This is a genomic window from Polyangium sp. 15x6, assembly GCF_029960785.1.
Lineage (GTDB): Bacteria > Myxococcota_A > Polyangia > Polyangiales > Polyangiaceae > Polyangium.
The window spans coordinates 122,266-145,631 of sequence record NZ_JASBQE010000023.1 but is presented as its reverse complement, the minus strand read 5'-3'; the positions used below and the strand labels follow the sequence as shown (position 1 = coordinate 145,631).

Here is a 23,366-nt window from a genome sequence, read left to right as displayed (position 1 = left end):
TAGGTGTCCCGAGCCGCAAGGCTCCTAAAGACCCCTCGTAGACTACGAGGTTGATAGGCCGGGTGTGGAAGCGGAGCAATCCGCGGAGCTAACCGGTACTAATCGGTCGTGCGGCTTGACCATACCTCTAAGGCAACATTGAAGCTCGCGCGCGGAGTTCGGGTGACGAATCCGCGCAGCTCGGAGCTGCGATAGGACGCGACCATGAAGACAACCCCACCGCCACGGGGCCTTCGTGGACACCCAAATTTTCCGGTGGTGATATCGAGGAGGCCACACCCGATCCCATCCCGAACTCGGAAGTTAAGCTCCTTGGAGCCGATGGTACTGCTGGGGCGACTCAGTGGGAGAGTAGGACGCCGCCGGGTCTTTTTCTAAAGCCTGCAAGCCAAAAGCTTGCAGGCTTTTCTTTTTCTACCATCCTATAACCGCACCGGGCTCTGCCCCGTGCATTATAGTTGAAGGGTGACGAATCCGAGCAGCTTGGAGCTGCAGTAGGATGCGACCATGAAGACAACCCCACCATCACGGGGCCTTCGTGGACACCCAAATTTTCCGGTGGCGATGTCGAGGAGGCCACACCCGATCCCATCCCGAACTCGGAAGTTAAGCTCCTTGGAGCCGATGGTACTGCTGGGGCGACTCAGTGGGAGAGTAGGACGCCGCCGGGTCTTTTCTAAAGCCTGCAAGCGAAAGCTTGCAGGCTTTTCTTTTTCCATCGTCCCGCATCCGCCGTCGGGCCTCGTCCGCGCGGCCGATGGCCGGCCGCTGCCGGAGCCTCGGGCCAGCCAGCCCATCCGTCCGTCCTCACGCCGCCCGGCGCGGCTCGGATCGCGTCGTCAGTCTGCAGCTCGGATCGCTGATTTATTTTCCTGCGGACAGGCGTTGCTACCCTAGGCAAGGGTTTCGTGGCTTCACGGCGCGTCAAGCTGGCACTTGCAGGAGGCGCGGTCGCAACACTGGCGGCCGTGGTTTCCTTCGGTCCGATCGTGCGCCACGAGGCTGCGCGAGCCGCAGAGCGGTACGGAGCCGTCGTCGCCATCGACGAGGTTCGTCCCTCGCTGCACGGCGTGAAACTGCGCGGCGTGGAGGTCTCGCTGCCCGAGGTCCCCAGCGCGCACGTGCGGTTCGAGACCATCGACGTCGCGCTCGGCTGGAGCGGCAAGAAGATCGCCCTGCAAGGAGGCGATGTGTCCGCCGTGGGGCCGCGTGAGGTCGTGCTCCGCGAGGCCGAGCAGTGGCAGAAGCGGTACCTCGCGAGATCCTCCACGGGCGGCGGGGAGAGCTCGAGCTCGGGCAGGACGGACGCCGAGTTCGAAGGGCTGCGGATCGCCTGGCAGGACCGCAGGGACGTACCCACGGAGTCGGTCCGCGCCAGTGATGTGAATTTCGCCCGCCAGGAGGGCAAGGTCGGCCTATCGGCGGCCGAGGCGACGATCACCGTGGGTCCGGTATCCGTGGCCGTGCAGGGCGGGCATCTCACGCTGATCAAGCAGCCGGAAGGCGGGTACCGCGTGGCCGCCCTCTCGGCGCGTTCGCTCGATGCGACCCTGACCCTGCCCGCTCCGCTCGAAGAAGCGAAGCCCGTCGAAGGTGCATCCGCGACGCCGAAGGAGCCCCCGCCCCGCGAGCCGCGCGAGCCTGCTCCCAAGCACGCGAAGGCCTCGCCGCGAGGCGCCGCCGTGCGTGCACAGCTCGTCCGAGGCGCGACCTTGCTCGACACCGTCCTCGAGCAGGGGGCGAAGGTCGAGCTCGACAGCCTTCACGCGCAGGTCCGTCGTGGGCGTGACACGCTGAACCTCGGCCCGGGCTCCCTCGTGGTGCGCCGAGACGCGGGCCGCATGCTCGTCGAGCTCTCGCCGCGCGCGCGTGCTGAAAAGGAAGAACAAGCGCTCACGTTTTCGCTGAGCGTGCCGTTCGGTGAGGCCGGCGGCGAGATCGTCGCCGATGTGAAGGGCGGGCCCTTGTACCTGTCCACGCTGGGCATCCGCGACGGGGATTTCGGCCTCTTCGACGTGGCCAAGACGTCGCTGACGACACGCTCGCACCTCGTCCTCTCCGCGGACGGCAAGCAGCTCCGCGTGGACGGGGACGGGCGCGTGCAGAACCTCTCGCTTCGCAGCGATGCGCTCTCCGACGAGCCGATCGCGGGCCTCGAGCTCGCCTTCCGGCTCCGCGGCGAGACCGCGCTCGACGGCTCGACCCTCCGCGTCGACGAGGGCGAGGTCGATCTCGGCGCCGTCCGCCTGCTCGCGCACGGGCGCTACGATCGCGTGGGCGAGGGCCATCGCGTACGTGCCGAGTTCGACGTGCCGCTCACGGCTTGCCAGTCGATCCTCGACGCCGCGCCGCGCGGGCTCGTGCCGCGGATCGCGGGCATGCGCATGGCCGGTTCGTTGGCGGTCAAAGGGCATGCGCGCATCGACACGGCGCGGCTCGATCGTGACTTCGACGTCGCGTGGGATCTCTCGAACACGTGCCGCATCACCGAGGTCCCGCCCGAGATCGACGCGGCGCGGTGGCGCAAGCCGTTCCGCCGCTCGGTGCTCGGGCCGGCCGGCGAGCGTGTGGAGATCGAGAGCGGCCCCGGCACGCCCGGCTGGGTGCCGTACAGCGTGATCTCGCGGTTCATGGAGACGGCCGTGCTGACCACCGAGGACAGCGGCTTCCGGCGGCACGGCGGCTTCGACAACGAGGCCATCAGGAACTCCATCCGGGAGAACCTGCGCAAGGGCCGGTTCGTGCGCGGCGCGAGCACGCTCAGCATGCAGCTCGCGAAGAACCTCTACCTCGACCGCGTGAAGAGCCTCTCGCGCAAGCTCCAGGAGGCCGTGCTCACGACCTACCTCGAGCAGGAGCTCACGAAGGAGCAGATCCTCGAGCTCTACCTGAACGTCGTCGAGTTCGGCCCGATGATCTACGGGATCGGCCCGGCCGCGCGGTACTACTTCAACACGTCGGCGGGAGATCTCTCGCTCGGGCAAGCGCTCTACATCTCGTCGATCCTGCCGAACCCGAAGCAGCAGCACTTCGCGATCGGCGGCGCCGTGAGCCCGGGCTGGATGAACTACCTGCGCAAGCTCATGGACGTCGCGCATCGCCGGAAGTGGATCAGCGACGAGGAGCTCGAAGAGGGGCTGCGCGAGACCGTGGTCCGCGGGCAGCCCGCGCCGGAGCGCTCCGCGCGTTCGCAAGAGCCCTCGGGGCGCGAAGGGGAGCCGTCGGGCGAGGGCAGCGGCGAGCCGCCGGAGCCGCCGACGCCGCCCGAGGACTAGAGCATCGACCGGTTCGATGCTTGGAAGATCGCAAAGCGATCTTCCCTCGGGGGGTGAATCGTCCGGGCTTTGCCCGGACGAGGTTGCACACCGATCGAGGTTCTAGCGGCCGGGATCGACCTTTTCTTTGCGGCGGGGCGCGAAGAAGGCGCGCAGGAGCCCGGCGCATTCGTCCGCGAGGACGCCGCCCGCGACCTCGTAGCGGTGGTTCAGGCGCAGGTCGCGTCCGATCGTGAAGAGCGTGTCGACGGCGCCGGCCTTGGGGTCGGTGCAGCCGTAGACGAGGCGCGAGACGCGGGCGTTGACGAGGGCGCCGGCGCACATGGGGCAGGGCTCGAGCGTCACGTAGACCGTGAGCCCGGCGAGCCGCCATGCGCCGCGTTGCCTGGCCGCGTCGCGCAGCGCCTCGACCTCTGCGTGCGCGGTCGGGTCCTGGAGCAGCTCGCGCCGGTTGCGCCCGCGGCCCACGATCGTGCCCGCCGCGTCCACCAGCACCGCGCCCACGGGGACGTCACCAGAGTTGGCAGCCGCCGCGGCCTCCTCGATCGCCGCGCGCATGAACGCCGCGTCGCGCGCGAGGACCTGCTCGTCGGCGGTCGCGGGGACCACGAGCGTTGTGGAATTCTCGGAGCTCGTCATCGAACGACCCATCCGTCAGGCGAGCCGCTCGAAAGCGACGCGAAAGGATGGGGAGTGGAGGGGTTTGGCGCGCCCAGGAAGATTCGAACTTCCGACCCCCGGCTTCGTAGGCCGATGCTCTATCCAGCTGAGCTATGGGCGCAATCGTTGAGCTGTACCGCGGGATACACGAGTTCCCCCGCGGGTGCGTCGCGTAGTGCTGCGCGACAACGAGGTGGGGCGTTTAAGCGGCCCTGGCGGTTCTGTCAAGAAGAAATCGTCCGGCCTGTCGACGATCCCTGTTTTTCGGGGCGTTTCGCGTGAAGAATTTTTGGCCGTCGCCCGGACGTGGGAGCACAAAAAGCAACGCGCGGCGGTCCAGGGGAGCCGCCGCGCGCTTTGTACGCTCGTTCAAGGCCGTTCAAGCGATGTCGAGAGAGAGGCGAAGCAAAGAAGTCAGACGATCAAGCCAAGCGTCAGCAAGCCAAGTTTCGTAAGCCAAGCGATCCGCCGGGCGTAGCCCAACACCCGGGGGATAAGCGAAAGCAGCGGCCGAAGCCGGGGCTCTCGAGGACAAGCCGTCGTACGGAGGAAGGTAAGCGGTCATCGCCGGAGCCCGACGATGCAGCGACCTCGACTAGAGCAGCAGCCGTGCCATCGGATCCGGTTTCCCCCGTCCCGCACGCGCTCTCCAAGGAATGCGGGCGTTTCTTCGCGGGTTTCGTGCTGGAACGGGTGACGACGTTCCCGCCGGTCCGGGCATCCGTGTCCTGGTCCCTCGTCAGGGCCGCAAAGTTTGCGTACCCGGGTCTCAGCGCGCCCGACCGAAGACGTGGTCCTCGGGCGCCTCGGCGTGGCAGCGCTCACACAAGGCGAGCCGTCCGCGTTGCTCGACCTGGCCGTCGGCACGTACGACGAGGTACTCCCATTCCCCACCCTGGGCCGGGGTCTGCTTGGCCATGGCGAAGTAGAGGGCGACGTCCGAGCTGCCCGCCGTGTAGAGCGCCTCGACGAGGACGGCTCCGGCGCCGAGCGGGCGCTGCGGGCCAAGCGCCGGGTAGGCGGCGGCCGCGTCGTTGGCGAGGACCTCGGCGTCGTGTTCGCCCGAAAGGTGCTGCGAGCGCGCGCGCGGCGTGGCCTTGCGGAGCGAGCTCAGCCGGTCGGCGAGCTCCCAGCGGTGCGGCGCCGTGGGGACGGTCGGGGCGGACGAGGCCGGGCGCGGAGCGGGGCCTTCGGTCGACCAGGCGGACGGGTCGGCGGCGGACGAGCTGCTCGTGTCGGCGGAAGGCGTGCAAGCGGCCGTGAGCGTGGCGAAGAGGGCGAGCGCTCGGCAGGAGCAGCGCATGGCCGCATGCTACACTCGAACGATGCAAAGCGCTGATTCCTGGGCGAAATCCCGCGCTGGACGGTCTCGGGCGAAGGCAGCCGTGCTCCGCGGGGTCCTCGGGATCGGGGTCGTCCTGGGGATGACGGTGGCCCCGGCGCAGCAGGCTTCGGCGGAGCATCGAGCCGCGCGGCGCGCCTGGATCGGGATCGAGCTCGCGCCGGGGCCGGCGGGCAAAGGGGTGCTCGCGAAGCACGTGGTGACGAGCTCGCCCGCGCGCTCGGGCGGGCTCGTCGATGGAGACGTGATCCTCGCGGCGGACGGGGTCGCGCTCGAAAAACCCGAGCAGTTCATCGCGCGCGTGGCCATCGCGGGGCCCGGCGCGACGCTGAAGTTGCAGATCCGACGGGGGACGGCCGAGCGCGAGCACGTGGTGGTGCCGATCGAGCATCCCGGCACGGAGGAGGTGCTGCGGCTCGACAAGGTCGGGACGTTCGCCCCGACGTGGAAGGCGCTCGATCGGGTCACGGGCAGCGTGCCGGACAACATCGGCAAGCTGCGCGGCCGCGTGGTCGTGCTCGACTTCTGGGCCTCGTGGTGCAAGCCCTGTCGCGCGATTTCCAAGGATCTGTCGCGGCTCCACGCGGCGTACGGGGACAAGGGGCTCTCCATCGTGGGGCTCACGGGCGAGTCGAAGTCGATCGCGGAGAAGGCGGCGACGGAGCTCGGGATGAGTTACTCCGTGGCCTCGGATCCCGGCGATGGGACGGCCGTTCTGTACGGGATCCGCTCGCTGCCCACGATGTTCGTGGTCGACAAGAAGGGGATCATCCGCGAGGTCTTCGTGGGATACGGGCCCGGCCAGGGCGCGACGCTGGAGAAGGTCGTCGCGAGCCTGCTCGCCGAGCCCTCGCCATCGGGCTAAGCGAACGAGTGTTACGCGTCCTCGACGAGCTTCTGTGGGTGCTGCGCCGCGAGGGGCTGCCGGTCTCGACGGCGCAGGCCATCGACGCGGCGCGCGTGGCCGCGCTCGTGGGGTTTTCCGATCGGCAGACGCTGCGCGACGGGCTCGCCTCGGTGCTGGCGACGAAGAAGGACGAGCTCACGCTGTTCCGGTCGTGCTTCGACAGATTCTTCGCGGAGGAACGCGCGCACCTCGGGGATCTCTGGAGCCGGCTCCGGGTGCGAGGGTTTTCCGAGGCCGAGCTCGCCGCGCTGCGTGAGCTCCTTTCCGCCGCGGCGCAGCGTTCGTCGGGCGACGCGGCGGGGATGCTGGCGTTCACCGGGGAGGCGCTGGAGCTCGATCAGCTGCTTGCATCGGCGGGGATCGCGCGCGCGCTCGCGCCGATGACGAGCGCGCTGCAGACCGGGTTTTTCACGCAGGAAGTGAACAAAAGGCTCGGGATCCCGGCGCTCGGCAGCGCGCTCGCGCGGATGCGGGACGCGCTGCGCGAGGCGCTCGGGGAAGAGCGGGGCGCGGCGCTCGCGGCGGCGCTGCGCGAGGAGCTCGACGCGATGAAGCGGCGCGTGCGGACGCACGTGGAAGCGTCGCTCGCGCGCAAGCTCGGCGAGGCGGACGAGCAAGCGGCGCGGGCCGTGGATCGGCCGTTTTCGTCGCTGTCGCCGGAGGAGATGGCGGAGGTGCGGCGCGCGCTCAGGAGGCTCGCCGAGCGTCTGCGAGGCGCCGAGCGGGTGCGGATGAAGCGCAGCCGGCGAGGTCGGATCGATCCGCATCGCACGCTCCGCCGCAGCCTGCGCACGGGCGGGATCCCGTTCCGACCGGCGCGGCGCGTGCGTCGTCGAGACAAGCCGCGGCTCGTGTTGCTCTGCGACGTGTCGGACTCGGTGCGGCTCGCGTCGCGTTTCATGCTGGAGCTCGTCGCGGCGTCGCAGGAGCTCTTCGCGGAGACGCGGTCGTTCGTGTTCGTGAGCGACGTCGGCGAGACGACGGACCTCTTCCGCCGCAAATCACCCGAAGCGGCGCTTTCGGTGATCGAGAGCGGGCGCGTGGTCGATCGGACGCGCAACTCCAACTACGGCCGGGCGCTCGTCTCCTTCGAGGAGCAGCTCGGGCGCAGCGTGGACCGGCGCACGACCATCGTGATCCTGGGGGACGGGCGTACGAATTTCCTGCCGGAGGAGGTTTCCGTCGTGGAGCGGCTCGTCCGGTGTGCGGGCTCGGTGATCTGGATCTGCCCCGAGCCGCCTGCGACCTGGGGCACCGGGGACAGCGCGATGCCGCGATATGCGGCCGCCGTGAGCCGTGTCCTCGTGGCCCGGACCGCGCGTGAGCTCGAGGGGGCGGCGAGGGAGCTTTTGGCGCGGCGAAAGTAGCGCTATGCCGCGCGGGACATGTCGCTCGACGATCAAAAGCTCCGTGACCTCGCCGCGCGTGTGGAGCGCGGAGGGGCACCCAAGTACCACGAGAAAAACCTCGAGCAGGGCAAGCTCTTCGCGCGGAAGCGCATCGAGCTCCTGCTCGATGACGGCAGCTTCGTGGAGGACGCTGCGCTGGCGAACGCCGTCGATCCCGAGCTGCCCGCCGACGGCGTGATCACCGGGACGGGGACGATCGGCGGTCGCCTGGTCGCGGTGATGGCGAACGACTCGACGGTGAAGGCCGGGTCGTGGGGCCGCCGCACGGTGGAGAAGATCCTGCGCATCCAGGAGACGGCCGCGCGCCAGCGTTGCCCGCTGTTTTACCTCGTCGACTCGGCGGGCGCGCGCATCACCGACCAGATCGAGATGTTCCCGGGTCGCCGCGGCGCGGGGCGCATCTTCTACAACGAGGTGCAGATGAGCGGGCAGATCCCGCAGATCTGCTTGCTCTTCGGGCCCTCGGCGGCGGGAGGCGCGTACATCCCCGCGTTCTGCGACGTCGTGGTGATGGTCGACAAGAACGCGAGCATGTACCTCGGCTCGCCGCGCATGGCCGAGATGGTCATCGGCGAGAAGGTGACGCTCGAAGAGCTCGGCGGCGCGCGCATGCACTGCTCGGAGTCGGGCTGCGGCGACGTGCTCGTGAAGACCGAAGAAGAGGCGATCGCCTGGGCGAAGCGCTACTTCGCGATGATGCCGCAGAACTGCACGGAGACGCCGGCGCTCGTCGCGGCGAAGCCGCCGAAGCCGGGGCAGAAGCCGCTCGAAGAGGTGATCCCCGTCGACGAGAACAAGCCGTTCGACATGATGGCGGTGATCGACGCCGTCATCGACGAGGGCAGCTTCGTCGAGATCAAGAAGCTCTGGGCCAAGGAGATCTTGACGGGCTTCGCGCGCATCGACGGGCGTGTCGTGGGCATCGTCGCGAACCAGCCGAAACACAAGGGCGGCGTGCTCTTCGTCGACTCGGCCGACAAGGCCGCGCGGTTCATCTGGCTCTGCGACGCGTTCAACGTGCCGCTGCTCTACCTCGCCGACGTGCCGGGCTTCATGATCGGCACCGTGGTCGAGAAGCAGGGCATCATCCGCGCGGGCGCGAAGATGATCGCCGCCGTGAGCGAAGCGACGGTGCCGAAGCTCTCGGTCGTCGTGCGCAAGGCCTACGGCGCGGGCCTCTACGCGATGTGCGGGCCGGCGTTCGAGCCCGACGCGTGTATCGCGCTGCCTCGCGCGTCGATCGCCGTGATGGGCCCGAGCGCGGCGGTGAACGCCGTTTACTACAACAAGATCCAGGCCGTTCCCGAGGGGCCCGAGCGTGACGCGATGGTGAAGCGGCTACGCGACGAGTACCGCGAGGACGTGGATCTCGTGAAGCTCGCGAGCGAGATGGTCATCGACGGGATCGTTCCCACGACGGCGCTGCGCGACGAGATCGCGCGGCGGTTCTCCCGGTATGCCGGGAAAGTCGAGGAGCGGCCGCGCAAAAAGCACATCGTGCCGCCCGTCTGAGCCATGCGGTAAGATGGGCACGTGCGTGCCCGTCCGCTCCTCGCATTCGCCGCGGCCCTGCCGCTGGTCCTCCTCTCCGCCACGTTCGCCCGCGCCGAGGGCGCGCCCGCACGATCTCTCGTGCGGCTCCTGCACAAGCCCACGAAGGTCCATCCGCTCGCGGACGACTCCGGCCGCGTGGCCGTGAGCGTGGCGCTGCCGCAGGGCAAGGACGCGCGCTCGCTCGGGCTCCTGGAAGTCGCGCCGGGCATCGGCACGATCCGGCTCGCGCCGGAGGAGGTCGACACGTTCGCCGCGGCGCACCCCGATCTCGCGCTCACCGTTTCGCCGCCGCTCATGCCCCTGCTCGACGTGTCGGGCAAGTGGACACGCGTCGACGTGTTCCGTACGGCGACGGGCCTGGGCAAGGGCAACGGCGTGGTCGTCGGGATCATCGACACGGGGCTCGACGTCGCGCATCCGGACTTCCGCACGGCGACCGGCAAGAGCCGCGTCGCGTGGATGCTGCAGTCGGGGAGGAAGCCTGCAGGATTGCACCCGGAGATCGAGGAGCGGTTCGGCTGCACCGTTTCGGAACAAACGGAGTGCGCCGTGTTCTCGGGCGCGGATCTCGACGCGATGATGAGCGGGAAATCCAAGCTCGAGCTCCCACGTGATCCGGACGGCCACGGGACGCACGTGACGAGCATCGCGGCGGGCAACGGCGGGCTCATGAACGGGGGCACGCCGAAGTACGTGGGGCTCGCGCCCGAGGCGACGCTCGTCATCGCGAAGCCTCCGTCGGATCAAGGCTTCAGGGAACCGGACATCCTCAACGCCGCGCGGTTCATCTTCGAGGTCGGCGACGAACTCGGCTTGCCGACGGTCGTGAACCTCAGCGTCGGCGGGGATTTCGGGCCGCACGATGGAACGAGCCTGGTCGAGAGGGGCCTCGCCGCGCTCGTCGGCGACGACAAGCCGGGCCGCGCGATCGTGACCGCCGCAGGTAACAACGGAGCTTTGTACGGGCGCGGTGATCGCGGGCCGTTCGGCATCCACACGGAGGTGCGCGTGACACCAGGCGCTGAGGTGCGCGTGCCCATCGCGACACCCGCGTCGAAGAAAGGAAACGGCTTTGTGTGGATCACGTTCCGGCCCGGCGACGAGGTGAGCGTCGGGCTCGAAGGGCCGGGCGGATCGAGCTGGATCAGGCTCGTCGATCCGGGCGACGAGCTCGGCTATTCGGGCGAAGACGGCACGACGGCGGGCGTGATCAACCGCCTCGTGAACAGCAACACGCTGATGACGGCGGAGACGAACAGCGCGGTCGTGGCGTTCTCCGGCGCGTGGGACGAAGGCGCGTTCACGATCCGGCTCTCGGGCCACGGCGACGCGCAGCTCTGGGTGACGGGGCAAGACGACGTGTCGCCGTCGGGCGGGGCGGGGCTCGCATTCGAAAAGGCCGTGCGGCAAGGGACGATCTCGATGCCCGCGAGCCACCCGAACCTGCTCGCCGTGGGCTGCACGTTGAACCGGATCGGCTGGGATCCACTCACCATCGAGCCGATCGAGCTCGTGCCGGCGAACGGGATCGACTGGCAGCCCGACGATGTCTGTTACTTCAGCGCGGCCGGGCCCACGCCGTTCGGCGTGGCGAAGCCCGAGATCAGCGCGCCGGGTGGGTTCATCGCGGCCGCGATGAGCCGAGACACGGACCCGCGCGTCGAACCGGGCGGCCTCTTCGATGGTGCCGGCTGTCCGAAGGGGGAGCCGTGTTACGTCGTCGACGAGACACACGCGATCACCGCGGGCACGTCGATGTCCGCGCCGCACGTGGCGGGCGCGGTCGCGCTTCTCTTCGAGCTCGATCGGCATCGCAACGGAGGCGTTTCCACGCTGACGCAGGCGCGCGTGACGGAGCTGCTCCAGGCCGGCGCGCGGCGGCCGACGGGGACCGTACGGCACGAGACGCAGCTCGGCGTGGGCGCGCTCGATCTCGAGGGAGCGCGGCGCGCGTTCGAGGAGGAGCCGGCATCGTCGGGCCCGCCGAGCATCGAGAAGAGCTGGTGGGTGCTGTCGAGCGCGTACGCGCGTCCGGACGAGACGTGGCCCGTGTGGGGGACGATCGAGCTGCGGCGCGAGGACGGCGAGGTCGCGAGCGGGATCGCGGGCACCGAGCTCGAGCTCTCGGTGACGGGCGGGGTCATCGTGCGGCCGATCATGAAGGTGCGGCACGGGCTCTTCCGCTTCGCCGTGGCGGGCGAGCGCGGGAGGGCCGGCTCGAAGATGGTCGTCGACGTGCGTTACGCGGGCCGCTCGATCGAGTCGCCGCGGGAGCTCGCGATCGGGGAGGATGTTTGGAGGGCCAACGGAACGCTCGACGCGACCTCGGGCGGCTGCGCCTGGGCGGAGGAGGCGCGCACGTCGAGCAGGAGCCCGCTCGGGCCTTCGATCGGCGTGGCGCTGGCGGGGATCGGGCTGTGGCGCAGGCGCTCGCGGAAGAGCGAGGGCGCGTCAGCGCGCGCGCGCGGCGACCTCGATCGTACGTAGCGAGACGAGCCGCTCCTCATTCACGCCGGGAAACGTCACCCAGATGCTGATTTCGTAGAGCCCGGGTTTGCCCTCGTCGTCGAGGTAGGTCCCGAGGGAGAACGTGCTCCCGAGGAGCGAGAGCACGCCCCGGGGCCGCGGAAACGGCGTCTGGAGGCGGCGCGGCAGGTAGGCCTCGTAGGCCTCGGGGACGAGGTAATCGCTCGTCTGATTGAGGTCCTCGGGGGCGCGCGGCGAAGGTGGATCGATCCGCGCGAAGCCGACGACGGAGAGCTCGGCAGGCTCTCGCAGCTCGCCCCGGATGTCGACGAAGTCGCCCACCGAGACCTTCCGGGGCAGGTCTTCGTATGTGCCCCAATCATCCACGAACTCCTGCGCCACGCAGGGGATGCGGCTGCCTTCGACCTGCGCCACGCCCACGCCCACCGCCGTGTGCCACCGCGAGAGGATGTTCCGGCGATGGCCGTCGTGCGGGGGCACTTCGTCCATGAACGCGCGCTGGAACCGATCGAGCCCTTCGGCCATGTAAGGCGCATCGACCGCGAGCGGCGAGGCGCTCGCATCCACGAAGCAGCCGACGTTCTCGAAGGCGACGTCCTCGCCGCCCGCCTCGGTGTATCGCTGCTCCGGCACCGAGCCGTCCGAGCCCCAGTGCGCCGTGAACCCGCGCGCCGCCATGTCCTCGGCCTGGCGCCGCGCCGCGCGCGCCGCGGTTTCGTCCCAGGGCAGCGCCGCGAGCCCGTGCGCCGCACGATCCTGGTTGATGAGCTCGAGCATGTAGCGCTCGGCGTCCGCGCGGCTCATCGGTCTGCCGGCCATGGCGCTGCGGATCCCGATCGAGCGCTCGCTCGCCGCGCCGTTCGGGTCGTTCGCGGGAGGGCTCCCGCATCCAGCGACGAGGCCCACGAGCGCGAGCGCCGATCGGCGACGATTCGCCCTTCTGCCCGTTCGTTCGCCTCGAATCGCCACGCGCCTCGCGCCTCAGCATAAGCAATCACGCGCCGCGTGGTAGCGGCGGGCGCCTCGCTCGGCTAACCCTCGCGCCAAGAGCCTCCCGATGCGACCCTCCGACCTTTCCCTCCCGAAGCTCTGCGGCCAGCTCATCGTCGGCGGATTTCCCGGCACGACCTTGCCCGACGCCTACGCGGAGGCCCTCCGCGCAGGCTTGCGCGGCGGTGCGATCCTGTTTCGACGCAACGTCCCGGATCTCGCCACGACGCACGCGCTCTGCTGCGCGATCCGCGACGCCGCCGGGCCGGACCTTCCGCCGTTCATCGGCGTCGATCAAGAAGGTGGGCGCGTCGCGCGGATGCCGAGCCCGTTCCCGAAGCTCCCGCCGATGCGCTTGCTCGGCGCCGTGGGGGATGCGTCGCTCGCGCGGCGCGCGGGACGTCTGATCGGCGAGGAGCTGCGGGCGACGGGGTTCAACCTCGACTTCGCGCCCGTGCTCGACGTCGATTCGAATCCGGACAATCCGATCATCGGGGATCGCTCGTTCGGGCGAGCCCCGGCCGACGTCGCGGCGTTCGCCGTGGCCTTCGGGCTCGGCCTGGAGGAGGCCTCTGTGCTCTCCTGCGGCAAGCATTTCCCCGGTCACGGCGATACGTCCGTGGACAGCCACGTCGGCCTGCCCATCGTTCATCACGGCAGGGAGCGCCTCGACGCGATCGAACTCGCGCCGTTCCGCGCCGCTGCCGCCGCGGGGCTCGGCACGATGATGACGGCGCACGTCGTGGTGACGTCGATCGACGCGAAGGTGCCGGCGACGCTCTCGCGCGCCGTGTGCACGGATCTGCTCCGCGGCGACGTGGGCTTCCGCGGCGTGCTCTTCTCGGACGATCTGGAGATGGCCGCGGTCGCCGCGCAGTACCGGGTCGAGGAGTCGGCCGTCGCGGCCGTGCGGGCGGGCTGCGACGTGCTGCTCATCTGCTCGAACATGGAGTGGCAAGAGCGCGCGCTCGCGGCGCTCGTCGCCGAGGCGGAGCGTGATCACGCGTTCCGCGAGCGTTGCCTCGAGGCCGCGGAGCGCGGGCTCGCGGCGCGTTCGAAGATGCCGCCGAAGCCCGCGCCCGACGCAGAGGCGCTCGCCTCGCTCGTGGGGCGGCCCGAGTCGGTCGCGCTGTTCGAGGAGATCACACGGCGCGCGGCCGAGGCGGGTGTCGCGTGAGCGCGCGCGCGTTCGTCCTGCTCGCGCGTCGGATCGTGACGTGTGATCCCGCGCGTGCTACCGAGGCCGATCCGCTCGGCGTGATCGAAGAGGGTGCCATCGCCGTCGAGGGCGGCGTGATCGTCGACGTCGGCCCGCGCGAAGAGGTGCTCGCGCGCCGCGGCGTGCTCCCGGTCGTGTCCGGCGAGCCCGCATCGCTCGTCACGCCGGGCCTCGTCGATGCACATACACATGCCCCGTGGGTTGGCTCGCGCGACGCGGAGTACGCGCTCCGGCTCGCGGGCGCGGGGTACGAGGCGATCGCCGCGGCGGGCGGCGGGATCGTGTCGAGCATGCGCGCCGTGCGGGCGGCGAGCCCCGACGAGATCGACAGGACGCTCTCCGCGCGGCTCCGGCGCATGGCCTCACTCGGCGTCACGACCGTCGAGGCGAAGAGCGGCTACGGCCTCGACGAGGCGGGCGAGACGAAGCAGCTCGAAGCCCTCGAACGCGCGGCCGCGCGGCTCGATCTCCCGCGTGTCGTGCCCACCTTCCTCGCGCTCCACGCGATCCCACCCGAGGCGCGCGCCGATCGCGCGGCGTACATCGAGGCCGTCCGCGAACGCACCTTGCCGGCCATCGCCGCGCGGCGCCTCGCGCGGTTCGTCGACGTCTACGTCGATCGCTCTGCGTTCTCCGTCGACGAAGCCCGGCCCGTTCTTTCGCGCGCGAAAGCGCTGGGGCTCGGCGTGCGCGTGCACGCGGGTCAGTTCGCCGATGTCGGGGGCGCGGAGCTCGCGGCCGAGCTCGGCGCCGCGTCCGCCGATCACCTCGAACAGGTGAGCCCCGAGGGCGCGCGGGCCCTCGCCGCGGCCGGCGTGCGCGCCGTGCTCCTGCCCATCGCGAGCTTCACCCTGCGGCAAGATCCGCCGCCGATCGCGCTCCTCCGCGCCGCGGGCGTCCGCCTCGTCGTGGCGAGCGACGCGAACCCCGGCACGGCGCCCACCGAGAGCCTGCCGCTCGCGCTCGCCCTCGCGGCGCGGATGTATGGCCTCACGGTGCCCGAGGTGATCCTCGGCGCGACCCGCGAAGCCGCGGCTTCGCTCGGGCTCGCCGATGTCGTGGGTGTGGTCCGTCCGGACGCACGCGCCGATCTCGTCGCCTGGGATCTCCCGCACGAGAACGCGCTCGTGCAGCCCTGGGGCGTCTCTCGGGCCCTCACGGTCCTCCGCGACGGCGCGCCGATCGCCGGCGAAACGCCCTTCTCGCCCGGCTGACTCACTCCGTATCGATCGTCACGTGCCCGTCGGCGCCGTCCGCCGCGACCGCCTGCGGATAGCCACCTCGACGCGCGAGCCATCGCCGGAGCTGTGTCCGGTGCATCCCGAGCACGCGCGCCGAGGCCGAGACGTTTCCGTTCTCGCGGCGCAGGACCTCCGCGATCCGCTCGTCGCTCGGCTTCGACGAGTTCTGCGGCCCCGCCTCGCTCTCCTCGGCTAGCGCGAGCCCGGCCGAGGGAGCGAGATCCCCGGCCTCGACGACCGTCCTGCCCGCCGCGAGCGCGTTCTCCGCGGCCTGTCGGAGCTCGTGCGAGAGCTCGCGGACGTTGCCGGGCCAGACTCGGAGGGCGCAGGCCTCGACGAGCATCGGGTGCGGCTCCAGCGCCGCGCCCGCTTTCTGGAGCGTCGCGCGGATCAGCCACGGCATCTCTTCGAGCCGCTCGCGCAGCGGCGGCAGGCGCACCTCGGGGTTGCCGATGCGGTAGTAGAGGTCCTCGCGGAAGCGGCTCTTCGCGGCCTCCGCGCGCAGGTTCTTCAGCGTCGCGCCGACGACGTGGATGTCGACCTTCACGGGTCGGCTCGCGCCGAGCGGCAGGATCTCGCCCACTTCGAGCAGGCGCAGGAGCTTCGGCTGTACGCCGGCCTCGAGCTCTGCGATCTCGTCGAGGAAGAGCGTGCCTCCGTGCGCTGCCTGCGCGTAACCCTCGGCGTCGGCCGTCGCGCCCGAGTATGCGCCTTTGCGCGCGCCGAAGAGCAGGCGCTCGGCGACGCCCACGGGGATGGTCGCGCAGTTGACGGCGACGAACGGACCGGTCGCGCGGAGCGATGCCGCGTGGAAATGGCGCGCCGCGAGCTCCTTGCCCGACCCGCTCTCGCCCGTGACGAGCAGCATGCGGCCCAGCGCGGCCGACCGCGCCACCCGCGCGAGCGCGTCGGCGAGGCGCGGTCCCACGATCATCTCCCCGCGCGTCGTGACCGTGCCTTGCTGGTACGGGCGCACGTCGGCCACGAACATGAAGAGCGTTCGGCCGATGCGGAGCAGGCGCGGCGCGTCGAACGTCGCCGCCTCCTGCACGCGCGTGCCGTCCACGTACGTGCCGTTGCGGCTCTTGAGGTCCGTCACGACGAACCGCCCGTTCTCGTGCTCGACGCGCACGTGGCGCCGGGAGAGGCGGTCGTCGTCGAGCAGGGCGTCATGCGTGGTCCGGCCGAGCTCGATCGCGCGCGTCAGGGCGAGCGGCACGAACTGCGGGGCCTTGCACGAGAAGATCCCGACGAGGCCGGGGATGGGCTCGCCCGCGGGGACGAGCGGCTCCCCCTGCTCCTCGATCGTCTCGTGAACCAACTGCTTCATGACAGCCGGAAGCATACGGCTGCGAAGGGGGCTTTTATAGGGCGGAGAAGGGGGCGCCCCCGAGCGTCGACGGGGGTTCGGGGGCGTAGCTCGGCTGGTCCGAGCGAGAGCCCCCGAGCGTCGGAAATGCCGATCAGAGCGAGGCGAACGCGTCGGTGGGGATGTCGAGCGGCGAGCGATCCTCGCGGCCGAGGATCTCGGCGTGGGAGCGCACCTCGGGCAGGACGTGACGCGCGTAGTAGGCGGCCGCGTGGCGCTTGCCCTCGTAGAAGGCGCGGTCGCGCGCGGACGACTCGTCGTTCGGGAGCGACGCGGCCTTCTCCGAGGCGAGCACCGCGCCTTCGAGCAAGAGCCAGCCCACCGCGACGACGCTCATCATCTCGAGGAAGCGGTTCGCGGCGAGCGGCACCATCGCCATGCGGCCCGTCTGGAACCACGTGAGCATCCGCATCGCCGTGCCCGCGAGCGCCTCCTGCGCGGCGCCGAGCTCCGCGAGGTAGGGCCCGACCGTCGGATGACCCTGGTTCTTTTGGACGAACGCGGCCACGTCGCCGAGGAACTCCTGCAGGTTCTGCCCGCCGCGCTGGGCGAGCTTGCGGCCCACGAGATCCATCGCCTGGATGTGGTTCGTCCCCTCGTAGATCGAGAAGATCTTTGCGTCGCGGCAGTACTGCTCGACCGGGTAGTCCTTGATGTACCCGGCGCCGCCGTACGTCTGGATCGCCATCTCGCACACGCGGAAGGCCTGGTCCGAGCCGTACGCCTTCACGAGCGGCACGAGCAGATCGACCTGGCCCTGGTGGTACTGGGCCTTCTGATCGTCCGAGCCCTGGTGCACGTGCACCTGGTCCTGGTGCAGCGCGAGCTTCACGATGAGCGCGCGGATGCCCTCCACCTTCGCCTTCATCTCGAGCAGCATCCGCCGCACGTCCGCGTGCTCGACGATCGCCACGCGCGGCGCCGTCGGATCCTTCCAGTGGTCGATCGACGGGCCTTGCTTGCGATCACGCGCGTAGTCGAGCGCGTTCAGGAAGGCGCTCGACGCGACGGCCACGCCTTGCACGCCGACGGCGATGCGCGCGCCGTTCATCATCTTGAACATCTGCGCCATGCCGTGGTTCTCGACCTCGCCCACGAGCTCGCCGATACACCCGTCGTTCTCGCCGAAGTTGAGCACGCACGTCGCCGAGCCGTTGATGCCCATCTTGTGCTCGATGCTGCCGACGGCGACGTCGTTCGAGCCCTCGATCGTGCCGTCGTCCTTCACGCGGAGGCGCGGCACGATGAAGAGCGACAGGCCCTTCGTGCCGGGCGGCGCGCCTTCCACGCGCGCGAGCACGAGGTGCACGATGTTGTCGGCCATGTCGTGATCGCCGCCGGAGATGAAGATCTTCGTGCCGCGGATCTGGTAGCGGCCGTCGGCGAGCTTCTTCGCGGTCGTACGGGACGAACCCACGTCCGAGCCCGCGTGCGGCTCCGTGAGGCACATCGTCCCGCCCCACTGGCCGCCATAGAGGCGCGGCAAAAACAGCGACTTCTGCCGCGCCGTCCCGAAGAGCTGGATCACCTCGGCCGCGCCGTGCGCGAGGCCGGGGTACATGTTGAACGCCGTGTTCGCGCCCGAGAGAATCTCCTCGACGAGCGCGTAGAGCGCGTGCGGCGCGCCCTGGCCGCCCCAGTCGGGGTTCACCGAGACGTTCTTCCAGCCCGCCTCGTAGAGCTTCGTCCACGCCTCCTTGAAACCCTCCGGCGTGAGGACGCGCCCGCCTTCGAGGCGACACCCGGACTTGTCACCTACCTGGTTCAGCGGCCCGAGCACCTCGCACGCGAACTTGTACGTCTCGTCCAGCACCATCGAGGCCTCGTCGACCCCCCAGTTCTCGAACGGCGCCTGTCCGAGGATGTCCCCCAGACGGAATTGCTCGAAGAGCAAAAACTTCATTTCGCGGAGGTCGGCTCGATAGCGATTCTGGCTTGCTTGAGGGTTCGACACGGGGGCCTCCTCGGGGGCGCGCATTCTCACCGATGAGTTCGGCAGGCACGCGCAGCGAACGGTCGATCGGCTCGTGTCCGCGTAGCATGTCAATGCGTTGCGTCAATCTTCTTCGTGCACGAAACATCATGCTGCGAAAAGATTTCCGGAAAGGGACGCTTTGCGATCGTCCCGACATACCATTGCAGCGGCCGAGCTCGTCCGATCAAGTGTCGGCGTCAGCGTGCGCGGGGAGCGAGAGGACGAAGCGCGCGCCGCCCTGGTGGCTCCGATCGAGCCACACGTCGCCGCCGAGGTTTCGCGCGATGCCACGCGCGATGGCGAGGCCGAGCCCGGCGCCGGGGCGGTCGTCGCCGCGGTCCCTCGTGCCGCGATAGAACGGCTCGAAGATGTGGGGCTCGTCCTCCTTCGCGACGCCAGGGCCGCGGTCGATCACGGCGATCTCCACGGAAGCGTCGCAGCGCATGATCGTGGTGAGGACGGGCGCCTCGGCGGGGCCATGCGCGACCGCGTTGTCGACGAGGTTCCGGAGCGCGCGGATGATCTCGCTTCGATCCCCGCGGACGAAGAGCGGCGCGGCGGCCGTGTTCTCCTGGGCCTGTTCGAGCGATACGCGCCGCGCTTCGGCCGGGCCGCGCGCAAGGCGGAGCGCGTCGGCGACGATCTCGCCGACGTTCACGACCTCGGCGCCGAGCGAGCGCGGCGCCTGCACGCGCGCGAGCGTGAGGAGATCCTCGGAGAGGCGCGAGAGCGCTTCGACGTCGACGAGCGCTTCCTCGATGGTGCGCTGGTAGCCGGCGGCGTCGCGGGGCCTGCGCAGCGCGAGCTGGAGCTCGCCGCGCAGCGTGGAGAGAGGGGAGCGGAGCTCGTGCGCGGCGTGCGAGACGAAGAGGCGCTGCGCGGCGACGAGCGCGCCGAGGTGCTCGATCATGTGGTCGAGATCGGCCGCGAGCGCGCGTGTCTCGATGCTGCCGCGGGCGCCGTCGCCGACACGCGCTTCGAGGTTGCCGCGCTCGACCTCGCGCGCCACACGGGCGATCGCGTGCACGTCACCCGCGAGGCGGCCGCCGAGCCAGCGGGAGAAGAGCGCGGTCGCGACGGTCGCCGAGAGGAACAGCACGCCGAGGGTGCGGTGCAGAAAGCTCGCGTCCTCGTCGACGGTCCGGCGCGAGGCGGCGTAGAGCAGCGCGGCGCCCCCGTTTCCGACGGGCACGGTGACGCCGCGGAGGGCCTTGCCGTTCACGCCGAGATCGACCGGCACGCCCTCCGTGGGCAACGCCGTCGAAGCCCCGAGGCTTTCGAAGCTCGGCACCTCGCTGCCGAAGTTCTTCGTCGCCGAGAGGAGCGCGCCGCGCTCGTCGTAGACCGCGATGTAGCGCTGGGTCGGGCGCAGGCTCTCGGGCACCTCGGCGACGCCGTCGAGCACCGTGGGTCTCCCCGGGTTCTTCGCGTCCGCGATCTGCGCGAGCGCCTGCGCCTGCGCGACGAGGGCGAGGTCGAGATCGCGTGTCTCGTCGCGGCGCACGAGGACGTAGACCGTGAGGAACGAGGTGAGCAGCGTCGCGGCGCTGACGACCGTGACGGCGAGGCTCAAGCGGTTCTTGAGCTTCATGATCCGCTCGGCGAGAGGCGATAGCCGATCCCGCGCACCGTCTCGATGAGGGAGGCGTTCGGGCCGAGTTTTTCGCGGATGTTCTTCACGTGTACCTCGACCACGTTCGAGCCGGGATCGAAGCTCGTCTCCCAGACCTTCGCGAGCAGCTCCGTTCGTGGCACGACGCGGCCCGCCTCGCGCGCGAGGTAGGCGACGAGCGCGAACTCGCGCGGCGTGAGGTCGATCCGGCGCCCGTCCACCGTGGCGCGGCGATCGGCGCGATCGACGACGAGCGGGCCCACGCGGAGGATTCCGTCGACGAGGGAGGCGCGTCGCCCGCGCGCGCGGACGCGGGCGAGCAGCTCGCCGAGATCGAAGGGTTTGGCCAGGTAATCGTCGGCGCCGGCGTCGAGGCCGGCGATCCGCTCGGGGACCTCGGCGCGTGCCGTGAGCATGAGGATCGGGACCTGGCAGCCCCTCTGTCGCACGGTGCGACAAACCGAGAGCCCGTCCATCTCGGGCAGCATCCAGTCGAGGATCACGAGATCGTACGAGAGCGCCTGGATCTGCTGGATCGCCGTGGCGCCGTCGGCGACCACGTCGACGGTGTAGCCCTCTTCGCTGAGCGCCCGTGAGAGGAAACTCGCGAGCTTCTTGTTGTCCTCCACGACGAGGATTTTCATCGAGGAACGAGCTTAGCGTGGAGCCGCGCGAGCGCTGTTCGTGGGCGCGCCGTGTTTCGCCTCGATCCCGTGGTTTTCCAGCGGCGACGCGTCTGCGCGCATGAAGACTTCTTCATCTGCGCTTCATCTTCCGCCTCGAGCGCACGAGGAGGCTGAAGGAATCTTCATCGGCCGTTCATGCTCGGCCGAGCCGAGGGCCTTAGACGGTACGCCGATGAGCATGGCCCATCGGAAACCCTGGCTCTGCGCGGCGCTCGCGCTCGCCGCGTGCTTGCCTTTCGTCTCCGCCGCGGAGGCCGCGAGCGCGCCGGAGAAGGGCGCGCTTCGTCCCAGCGCCGAGCTCGATCTCGGCTCGCTCGAGGCGCTCGTGCGCGCTCGTGCGCGAGGCGTGGAGAGCGCGGCGCTCGAGGTGGATCTGGCCGCGGCCGAGGTGAAGAGGGCGCATACCTTGCCGAACCCCACGCTCGAAGCGAGCTGGGGGACGATCCCGATTGGCCCGACGAACCCCGTGGGGCTCTCGTCGCCGATGACGCAGGTGCCGAATTACGGCGTCTCCCTCGCGTACACGTTCCCGATCGGAAAGCGCGGGCCGCTGCAGGATCGGGCGCAGGCGCTCGAACGCGCGGCGCGGGCCGGGCTCTCCGCGGACGTTCGCGCGCGGGCGCTCTCGCTCGCACGGACGCTCGGCGTCCTCGCGGCCACGACGATGCGGCTCGAAGGCCTGCGGCGCATGGCCGACGAGGGGCGCAAGCAGGCTGAGATCGGCGCGGCGCGCCTCGCGGCCGATTTCGCGTCGGGGCTCGAGGTCGAGAGGCTGAAGGTCGAGGCGAGCCGCCTGGAGCAGGACGTTCGATCGGCCGAGGCCGAGGTGAGCGCGGCGGTCGCCGACTGCACGGCGACGCTCGGTACGCCCTGCGAGCCGTTTGCGAACGCGGACGAGGCACGCCGCTTTCTCGTGCGCTGGATCGACCGCGTCGGGGCCGCCGGTCGTGTCGAGGACAGGCCCGACGTGCGCGCGCTCGCCGCGTACGGCGAGGCTGCTTCCGCAGAGGTGCGATGGGCACGGGCGCAGGCGATCCCCGATCCCACGGTGCGCGTCGGCTACTTGCGTGATCAGTTCGTGATCTCGGGCAATCAGGTGAACAGCCTGAACCTGAGCGTGAGCATCCCGCTGCCGATCTTCGATCGCGGGCAGGCCGAGCTCGCGGCCGCGGAGGCGAAGCGCGCGCGCGTCTCGGCCGAGCGGCAGAAGACCCTGGACACGAGCCGCTCGCGCCTGCCCGTGCTCGAGCAGCGGCTCTCCGCGCAGAAGAAGCGCCAGCGCTCGTTGTCGGAGGAAATCCTGCCGCGCGCGGAGGGGACGCTGAAGGAGCTCGCGCGCGCCGCGGAAGGACGGCTCTTGCCGCTCACGGACGTGATCCAGGCCCGGCGCACGGTGAGCGAGCTCGTCGTCGCCGAGGCCCAGAGCTTCGCAGAAGCTTTCGACGCGGCGCTCGAGATCGCCGCCGAGCTTGGAAGGACGAACGAGGACCCACGATGAACCGATCCGCACGAAGCCCCCGACAAACCCTCTCTGCCCTCTCGCTCGTGCTGCTCTGCGCGGCGGGCATCACGTGCCACGGGAGCCCGCAGGAGAAGGCACGACCGCCGTTCTCGGCCGCCGAGGATGTCGTGAAGCTCGATCCTGCCGCGCCGGGGCCGATGAGGTTCGCGACCACGGAGGCCGCCGCGGGTGAGCCGTTGCCGCTGCCGCCGGTGACGGCGCGCGTCTCCACGGTGGAGAGCCTGACGGCGCCGAGCTTCGCGCCGCTCGCCGGGCGCGTGGTCACGGTCAACGTGCGGCTCGGCGATCGCGTGGCGGAGGGCGATCGGCTGATCGAGGTGCGCACCGCGGATCTGCCGACGCTCCAGCACGAGCGGCGCGCCGCGGAGCTCGCGATCAAGACGCGCAAGGCCGTCGTCGAGCGGATCGAGAAGCTCGTCGAGGCGCGCGCGGCGTCGCAGAACGAGCTGACGGTCGCGCAGAGCGAGCTCGACGAGGCGAGGCTCGCGGCGCAGGCGGCGGCCGAGAAGATCCGCAGCCTGTCGATCAAGACGGCCGGCGCCACGTCGTACTGGGTGCTCGCGAACCGGGCCGGGACCGTGGTGCAGCTCGACGCGACGCCGGGCAAGCAGGTCGGGCCGGACGGGGACAAACCCATCGCGACGGTGGCCGATCTCGGCGACGTGCTGGTGCTCGCCGACGTCGCGCAGCGGGACGCGTCCGCGCTCACGCCAGGGCGCACGGCCGAGATCCGCTTTCCGGACGGCGCGGAGGCCGGGATCAGCGGGACCATCGAGTCCGTGTCGGATGTGGTCGATCCAGAACGACAAACCGTGCCCGTGCGTGTGCGCGTGAAGAACGATCGAAAGCTGCTGCGGCCGAACGCCTTCGTGAGCGTGCTCTTCAAGCCGCCCGGCGATGCGCAGGTCGTGGGGGTCCCGGCCTCGGCGATCGTGAGCGACGGGGCGCGGTCGGTCGTGTTCGTGGAGACCACGCCAGGCACGTTTCAGCGGCGCCCGGTGGAGGTCGGGCGCCAATCGAAGGAGCGCGCGGAGGTCCTCTCCGGCGTTCGTCCCGGCGAGCGCGTGGTGAGCAGCGGCGCGCTCCTCTTGCTCAACGCGCTCGACGTCGAGGGGTGA

16 protein-coding genes, 1 tRNA gene and 3 rRNA genes are annotated in these 23,366 nt (G+C 70.3%); 12 read left to right on the top strand and 8 right to left on the bottom strand.

Annotated elements, in window-relative coordinates:
• From QHF83_RS19335 to QHF83_RS19320, 4 genes are all read left to right on the top strand, one after another.
• Positions 1 to 123, top strand: a 23S ribosomal RNA gene (locus QHF83_RS19335); the annotation flags it as partial.
• Between the two features lie 128 nt (positions 124 to 251).
• Positions 252 to 368, top strand: a 5S ribosomal RNA gene (rrf, locus tag QHF83_RS19330).
• 186 nt (positions 369 to 554) lie between these two features.
• Positions 555 to 671 (top strand): 5S ribosomal RNA (gene rrf, locus QHF83_RS19325).
• 297 nt (positions 672 to 968) lie between these two features.
• Positions 969 to 3,275, top strand: a complete 2,307-nt coding sequence (locus QHF83_RS19320; protein ID WP_282419343.1) for a biosynthetic peptidoglycan transglycosylase — start codon at positions 969 to 971, stop codon at positions 3,273 to 3,275.
• A gap of 102 nt (positions 3,276 to 3,377) precedes the next feature.
• Here the strand turns inward: QHF83_RS19320 and tadA are convergent, their stop codons facing one another.
• The 3 genes from tadA to QHF83_RS19305 form a co-directional block, all read right to left on the bottom strand.
• Positions 3,378 to 3,914: a tRNA adenosine(34) deaminase TadA gene (gene tadA / locus QHF83_RS19315; RefSeq protein WP_282419342.1), complete on the bottom strand. Its 537-nt coding sequence runs from the start codon at positions 3,912 to 3,914 to the stop codon at positions 3,378 to 3,380.
• 65 nt (positions 3,915 to 3,979) lie between these two features.
• Positions 3,980 to 4,056: transfer RNA gene (locus tag QHF83_RS19310), tRNA-Arg, on the bottom strand.
• A 648-nt stretch (positions 4,057 to 4,704) separates the two neighbouring features.
• Positions 4,705 to 5,238 carry a hypothetical protein gene (locus QHF83_RS19305; RefSeq protein WP_282419341.1) on the bottom strand — a complete coding sequence of 178 codons (534 nt, stop codon included), beginning with the start codon at positions 5,236 to 5,238 and terminating at the stop codon, positions 4,705 to 4,707.
• Positions 5,239 to 5,260: 22 nt separating this feature from the next.
• On the opposite strand from QHF83_RS19305, the gene QHF83_RS19300 reads away from it, so the two are divergent.
• The 4 genes from QHF83_RS19300 to QHF83_RS19285 are packed head-to-tail and all read left to right on the top strand — an operon-like array spanning position 5,261 to position 11,634.
• Entirely contained in the window at positions 5,261 to 6,142 is an 882-nt protein-coding gene (locus QHF83_RS19300; protein ID WP_282419340.1) for a redoxin domain-containing protein, read from the top strand.
• 8 nt (positions 6,143 to 6,150) lie between these two features.
• The gene (locus QHF83_RS19295) at positions 6,151 to 7,551 is read left to right on the top strand and encodes a VWA domain-containing protein (protein WP_282419339.1); all 1,401 of its coding nucleotides are present in this window, start codon (positions 6,151 to 6,153) and stop codon (positions 7,549 to 7,551) included.
• An 18-nt stretch (positions 7,552 to 7,569) separates the two neighbouring features.
• The gene (locus QHF83_RS19290; RefSeq protein WP_282419338.1) at positions 7,570 to 9,105 is read left to right on the top strand and encodes an acyl-CoA carboxylase subunit beta; all 1,536 of its coding nucleotides are present in this window, start codon (positions 7,570 to 7,572) and stop codon (positions 9,103 to 9,105) included.
• Positions 9,106 to 9,126: 21 nt separating this feature from the next.
• A complete protein-coding gene (locus QHF83_RS19285; RefSeq protein WP_282419337.1) occupies positions 9,127 to 11,634 on the top strand; it encodes a S8 family serine peptidase in 2,508 nt (835 codons plus the stop codon).
• On the opposite strand, the gene QHF83_RS19280 is transcribed toward QHF83_RS19285, so the two are convergent.
• Entirely contained in the window at positions 11,599 to 12,603 is a 1,005-nt protein-coding gene (locus QHF83_RS19280; RefSeq protein ID WP_282419336.1) for a CAP domain-containing protein, read from the bottom strand. The two genes, QHF83_RS19285 and QHF83_RS19280, sit on opposite strands and share 36 nt — an antisense overlap.
• 88 nt (positions 12,604 to 12,691) lie before the next feature.
• Between QHF83_RS19280 and nagZ the strand changes: the two genes are divergently transcribed.
• Entirely contained in the window at positions 12,692 to 13,801 is a 1,110-nt protein-coding gene (gene nagZ / locus QHF83_RS19275; protein ID WP_282419335.1) for a beta-N-acetylhexosaminidase, read from the top strand.
• Positions 13,798 to 15,057: an imidazolonepropionase gene (hutI, locus tag QHF83_RS19270; RefSeq protein WP_282419334.1), complete on the top strand. Its 1,260-nt coding sequence runs from the start codon at positions 13,798 to 13,800 to the stop codon at positions 15,055 to 15,057. Before nagZ ends, hutI begins: the two co-directional genes overlap by 4 nt.
• 1 nt (position 15,058) lies before the next feature.
• On the opposite strand, the gene QHF83_RS19265 is transcribed toward hutI, so the two are convergent.
• The 4 genes from QHF83_RS19265 to QHF83_RS19250 form a co-directional block, all read right to left on the bottom strand.
• A complete protein-coding gene (locus QHF83_RS19265; RefSeq protein WP_282419333.1) occupies positions 15,059 to 16,414 on the bottom strand; it encodes a sigma 54-interacting transcriptional regulator in 1,356 nt (451 codons plus the stop codon).
• 133 nt (positions 16,415 to 16,547) lie between these two features.
• Positions 16,548 to 18,431 carry an acyl-CoA dehydrogenase gene (locus QHF83_RS19260; protein WP_348980449.1) on the bottom strand — a complete coding sequence of 628 codons (1,884 nt, stop codon included), beginning with the start codon at positions 18,429 to 18,431 and terminating at the stop codon, positions 16,548 to 16,550.
• A gap of 181 nt (positions 18,432 to 18,612) precedes the next feature.
• A complete protein-coding gene (locus tag QHF83_RS19255) occupies positions 18,613 to 20,019 on the bottom strand; it encodes a HAMP domain-containing sensor histidine kinase (protein WP_282419331.1) in 1,407 nt (468 codons plus the stop codon).
• On the bottom strand, positions 20,016 to 20,684 hold the full coding sequence (locus tag QHF83_RS19250) for a response regulator transcription factor (protein WP_282419330.1): 669 nt from the start codon (positions 20,682 to 20,684) through the stop codon (positions 20,016 to 20,018). Before QHF83_RS19250 ends, QHF83_RS19255 begins: the two co-directional genes overlap by 4 nt.
• A gap of 220 nt (positions 20,685 to 20,904) precedes the next feature.
• Between QHF83_RS19250 and QHF83_RS19245 the strand changes: the two genes are divergently transcribed.
• Both QHF83_RS19245 and QHF83_RS19240 read left to right on the top strand, forming a co-directional pair.
• The gene (locus QHF83_RS19245; protein WP_282419329.1) at positions 20,905 to 22,224 is read left to right on the top strand and encodes a TolC family protein; all 1,320 of its coding nucleotides are present in this window, start codon (positions 20,905 to 20,907) and stop codon (positions 22,222 to 22,224) included.
• On the top strand, positions 22,221 to 23,366 hold the full coding sequence (locus tag QHF83_RS19240) for an efflux RND transporter periplasmic adaptor subunit (RefSeq protein ID WP_282419328.1): 1,146 nt from the start codon (positions 22,221 to 22,223) through the stop codon (positions 23,364 to 23,366). Before QHF83_RS19245 ends, QHF83_RS19240 begins: the two co-directional genes overlap by 4 nt.

Bases quoted from the DNA above. Each gene is read 5' to 3' on its own strand.
- tadA (WP_282419342.1), bottom strand. From the start codon at position 3,914: ATGACGAGCTCCGAGAATTCCACAACGCTCGTGGTCCCCGCGACCGCC.
- QHF83_RS19305 (WP_282419341.1), bottom strand. From the start codon at position 5,238: ATGCGCTGCTCCTGCCGAGCGCTCGCCCTCTTCGCCACGCTCACGGCC.
- QHF83_RS19300 (WP_282419340.1), top strand. From the start codon at position 5,261: ATGCAAAGCGCTGATTCCTGGGCGAAATCCCGCGCTGGACGGTCTCGG.
- QHF83_RS19290 (WP_282419338.1), top strand. From the start codon at position 7,570: ATGTCGCTCGACGATCAAAAGCTCCGTGACCTCGCCGCGCGTGTGGAG.
- nagZ (WP_282419335.1), top strand. From the start codon at position 12,692: ATGCGACCCTCCGACCTTTCCCTCCCGAAGCTCTGCGGCCAGCTCATC.
- QHF83_RS19265 (WP_282419333.1), bottom strand. From the start codon at position 16,414: ATGAAGCAGTTGGTTCACGAGACGATCGAGGAGCAGGGGGAGCCGCTC.
- QHF83_RS19260 (WP_348980449.1), bottom strand. From the start codon at position 18,431: ATGCGCGCCCCCGAGGAGGCCCCCGTGTCGAACCCTCAAGCAAGCCAG.
- QHF83_RS19255 (WP_282419331.1), bottom strand. From the start codon at position 20,019: ATGAAGCTCAAGAACCGCTTGAGCCTCGCCGTCACGGTCGTCAGCGCC.
- QHF83_RS19250 (WP_282419330.1), bottom strand. From the start codon at position 20,684: ATGAAAATCCTCGTCGTGGAGGACAACAAGAAGCTCGCGAGTTTCCTC.
- QHF83_RS19245 (WP_282419329.1), top strand. From the start codon at position 20,905: ATGGCCCATCGGAAACCCTGGCTCTGCGCGGCGCTCGCGCTCGCCGCG.
- QHF83_RS19240 (WP_282419328.1), top strand. From the start codon at position 22,221: ATGAACCGATCCGCACGAAGCCCCCGACAAACCCTCTCTGCCCTCTCG.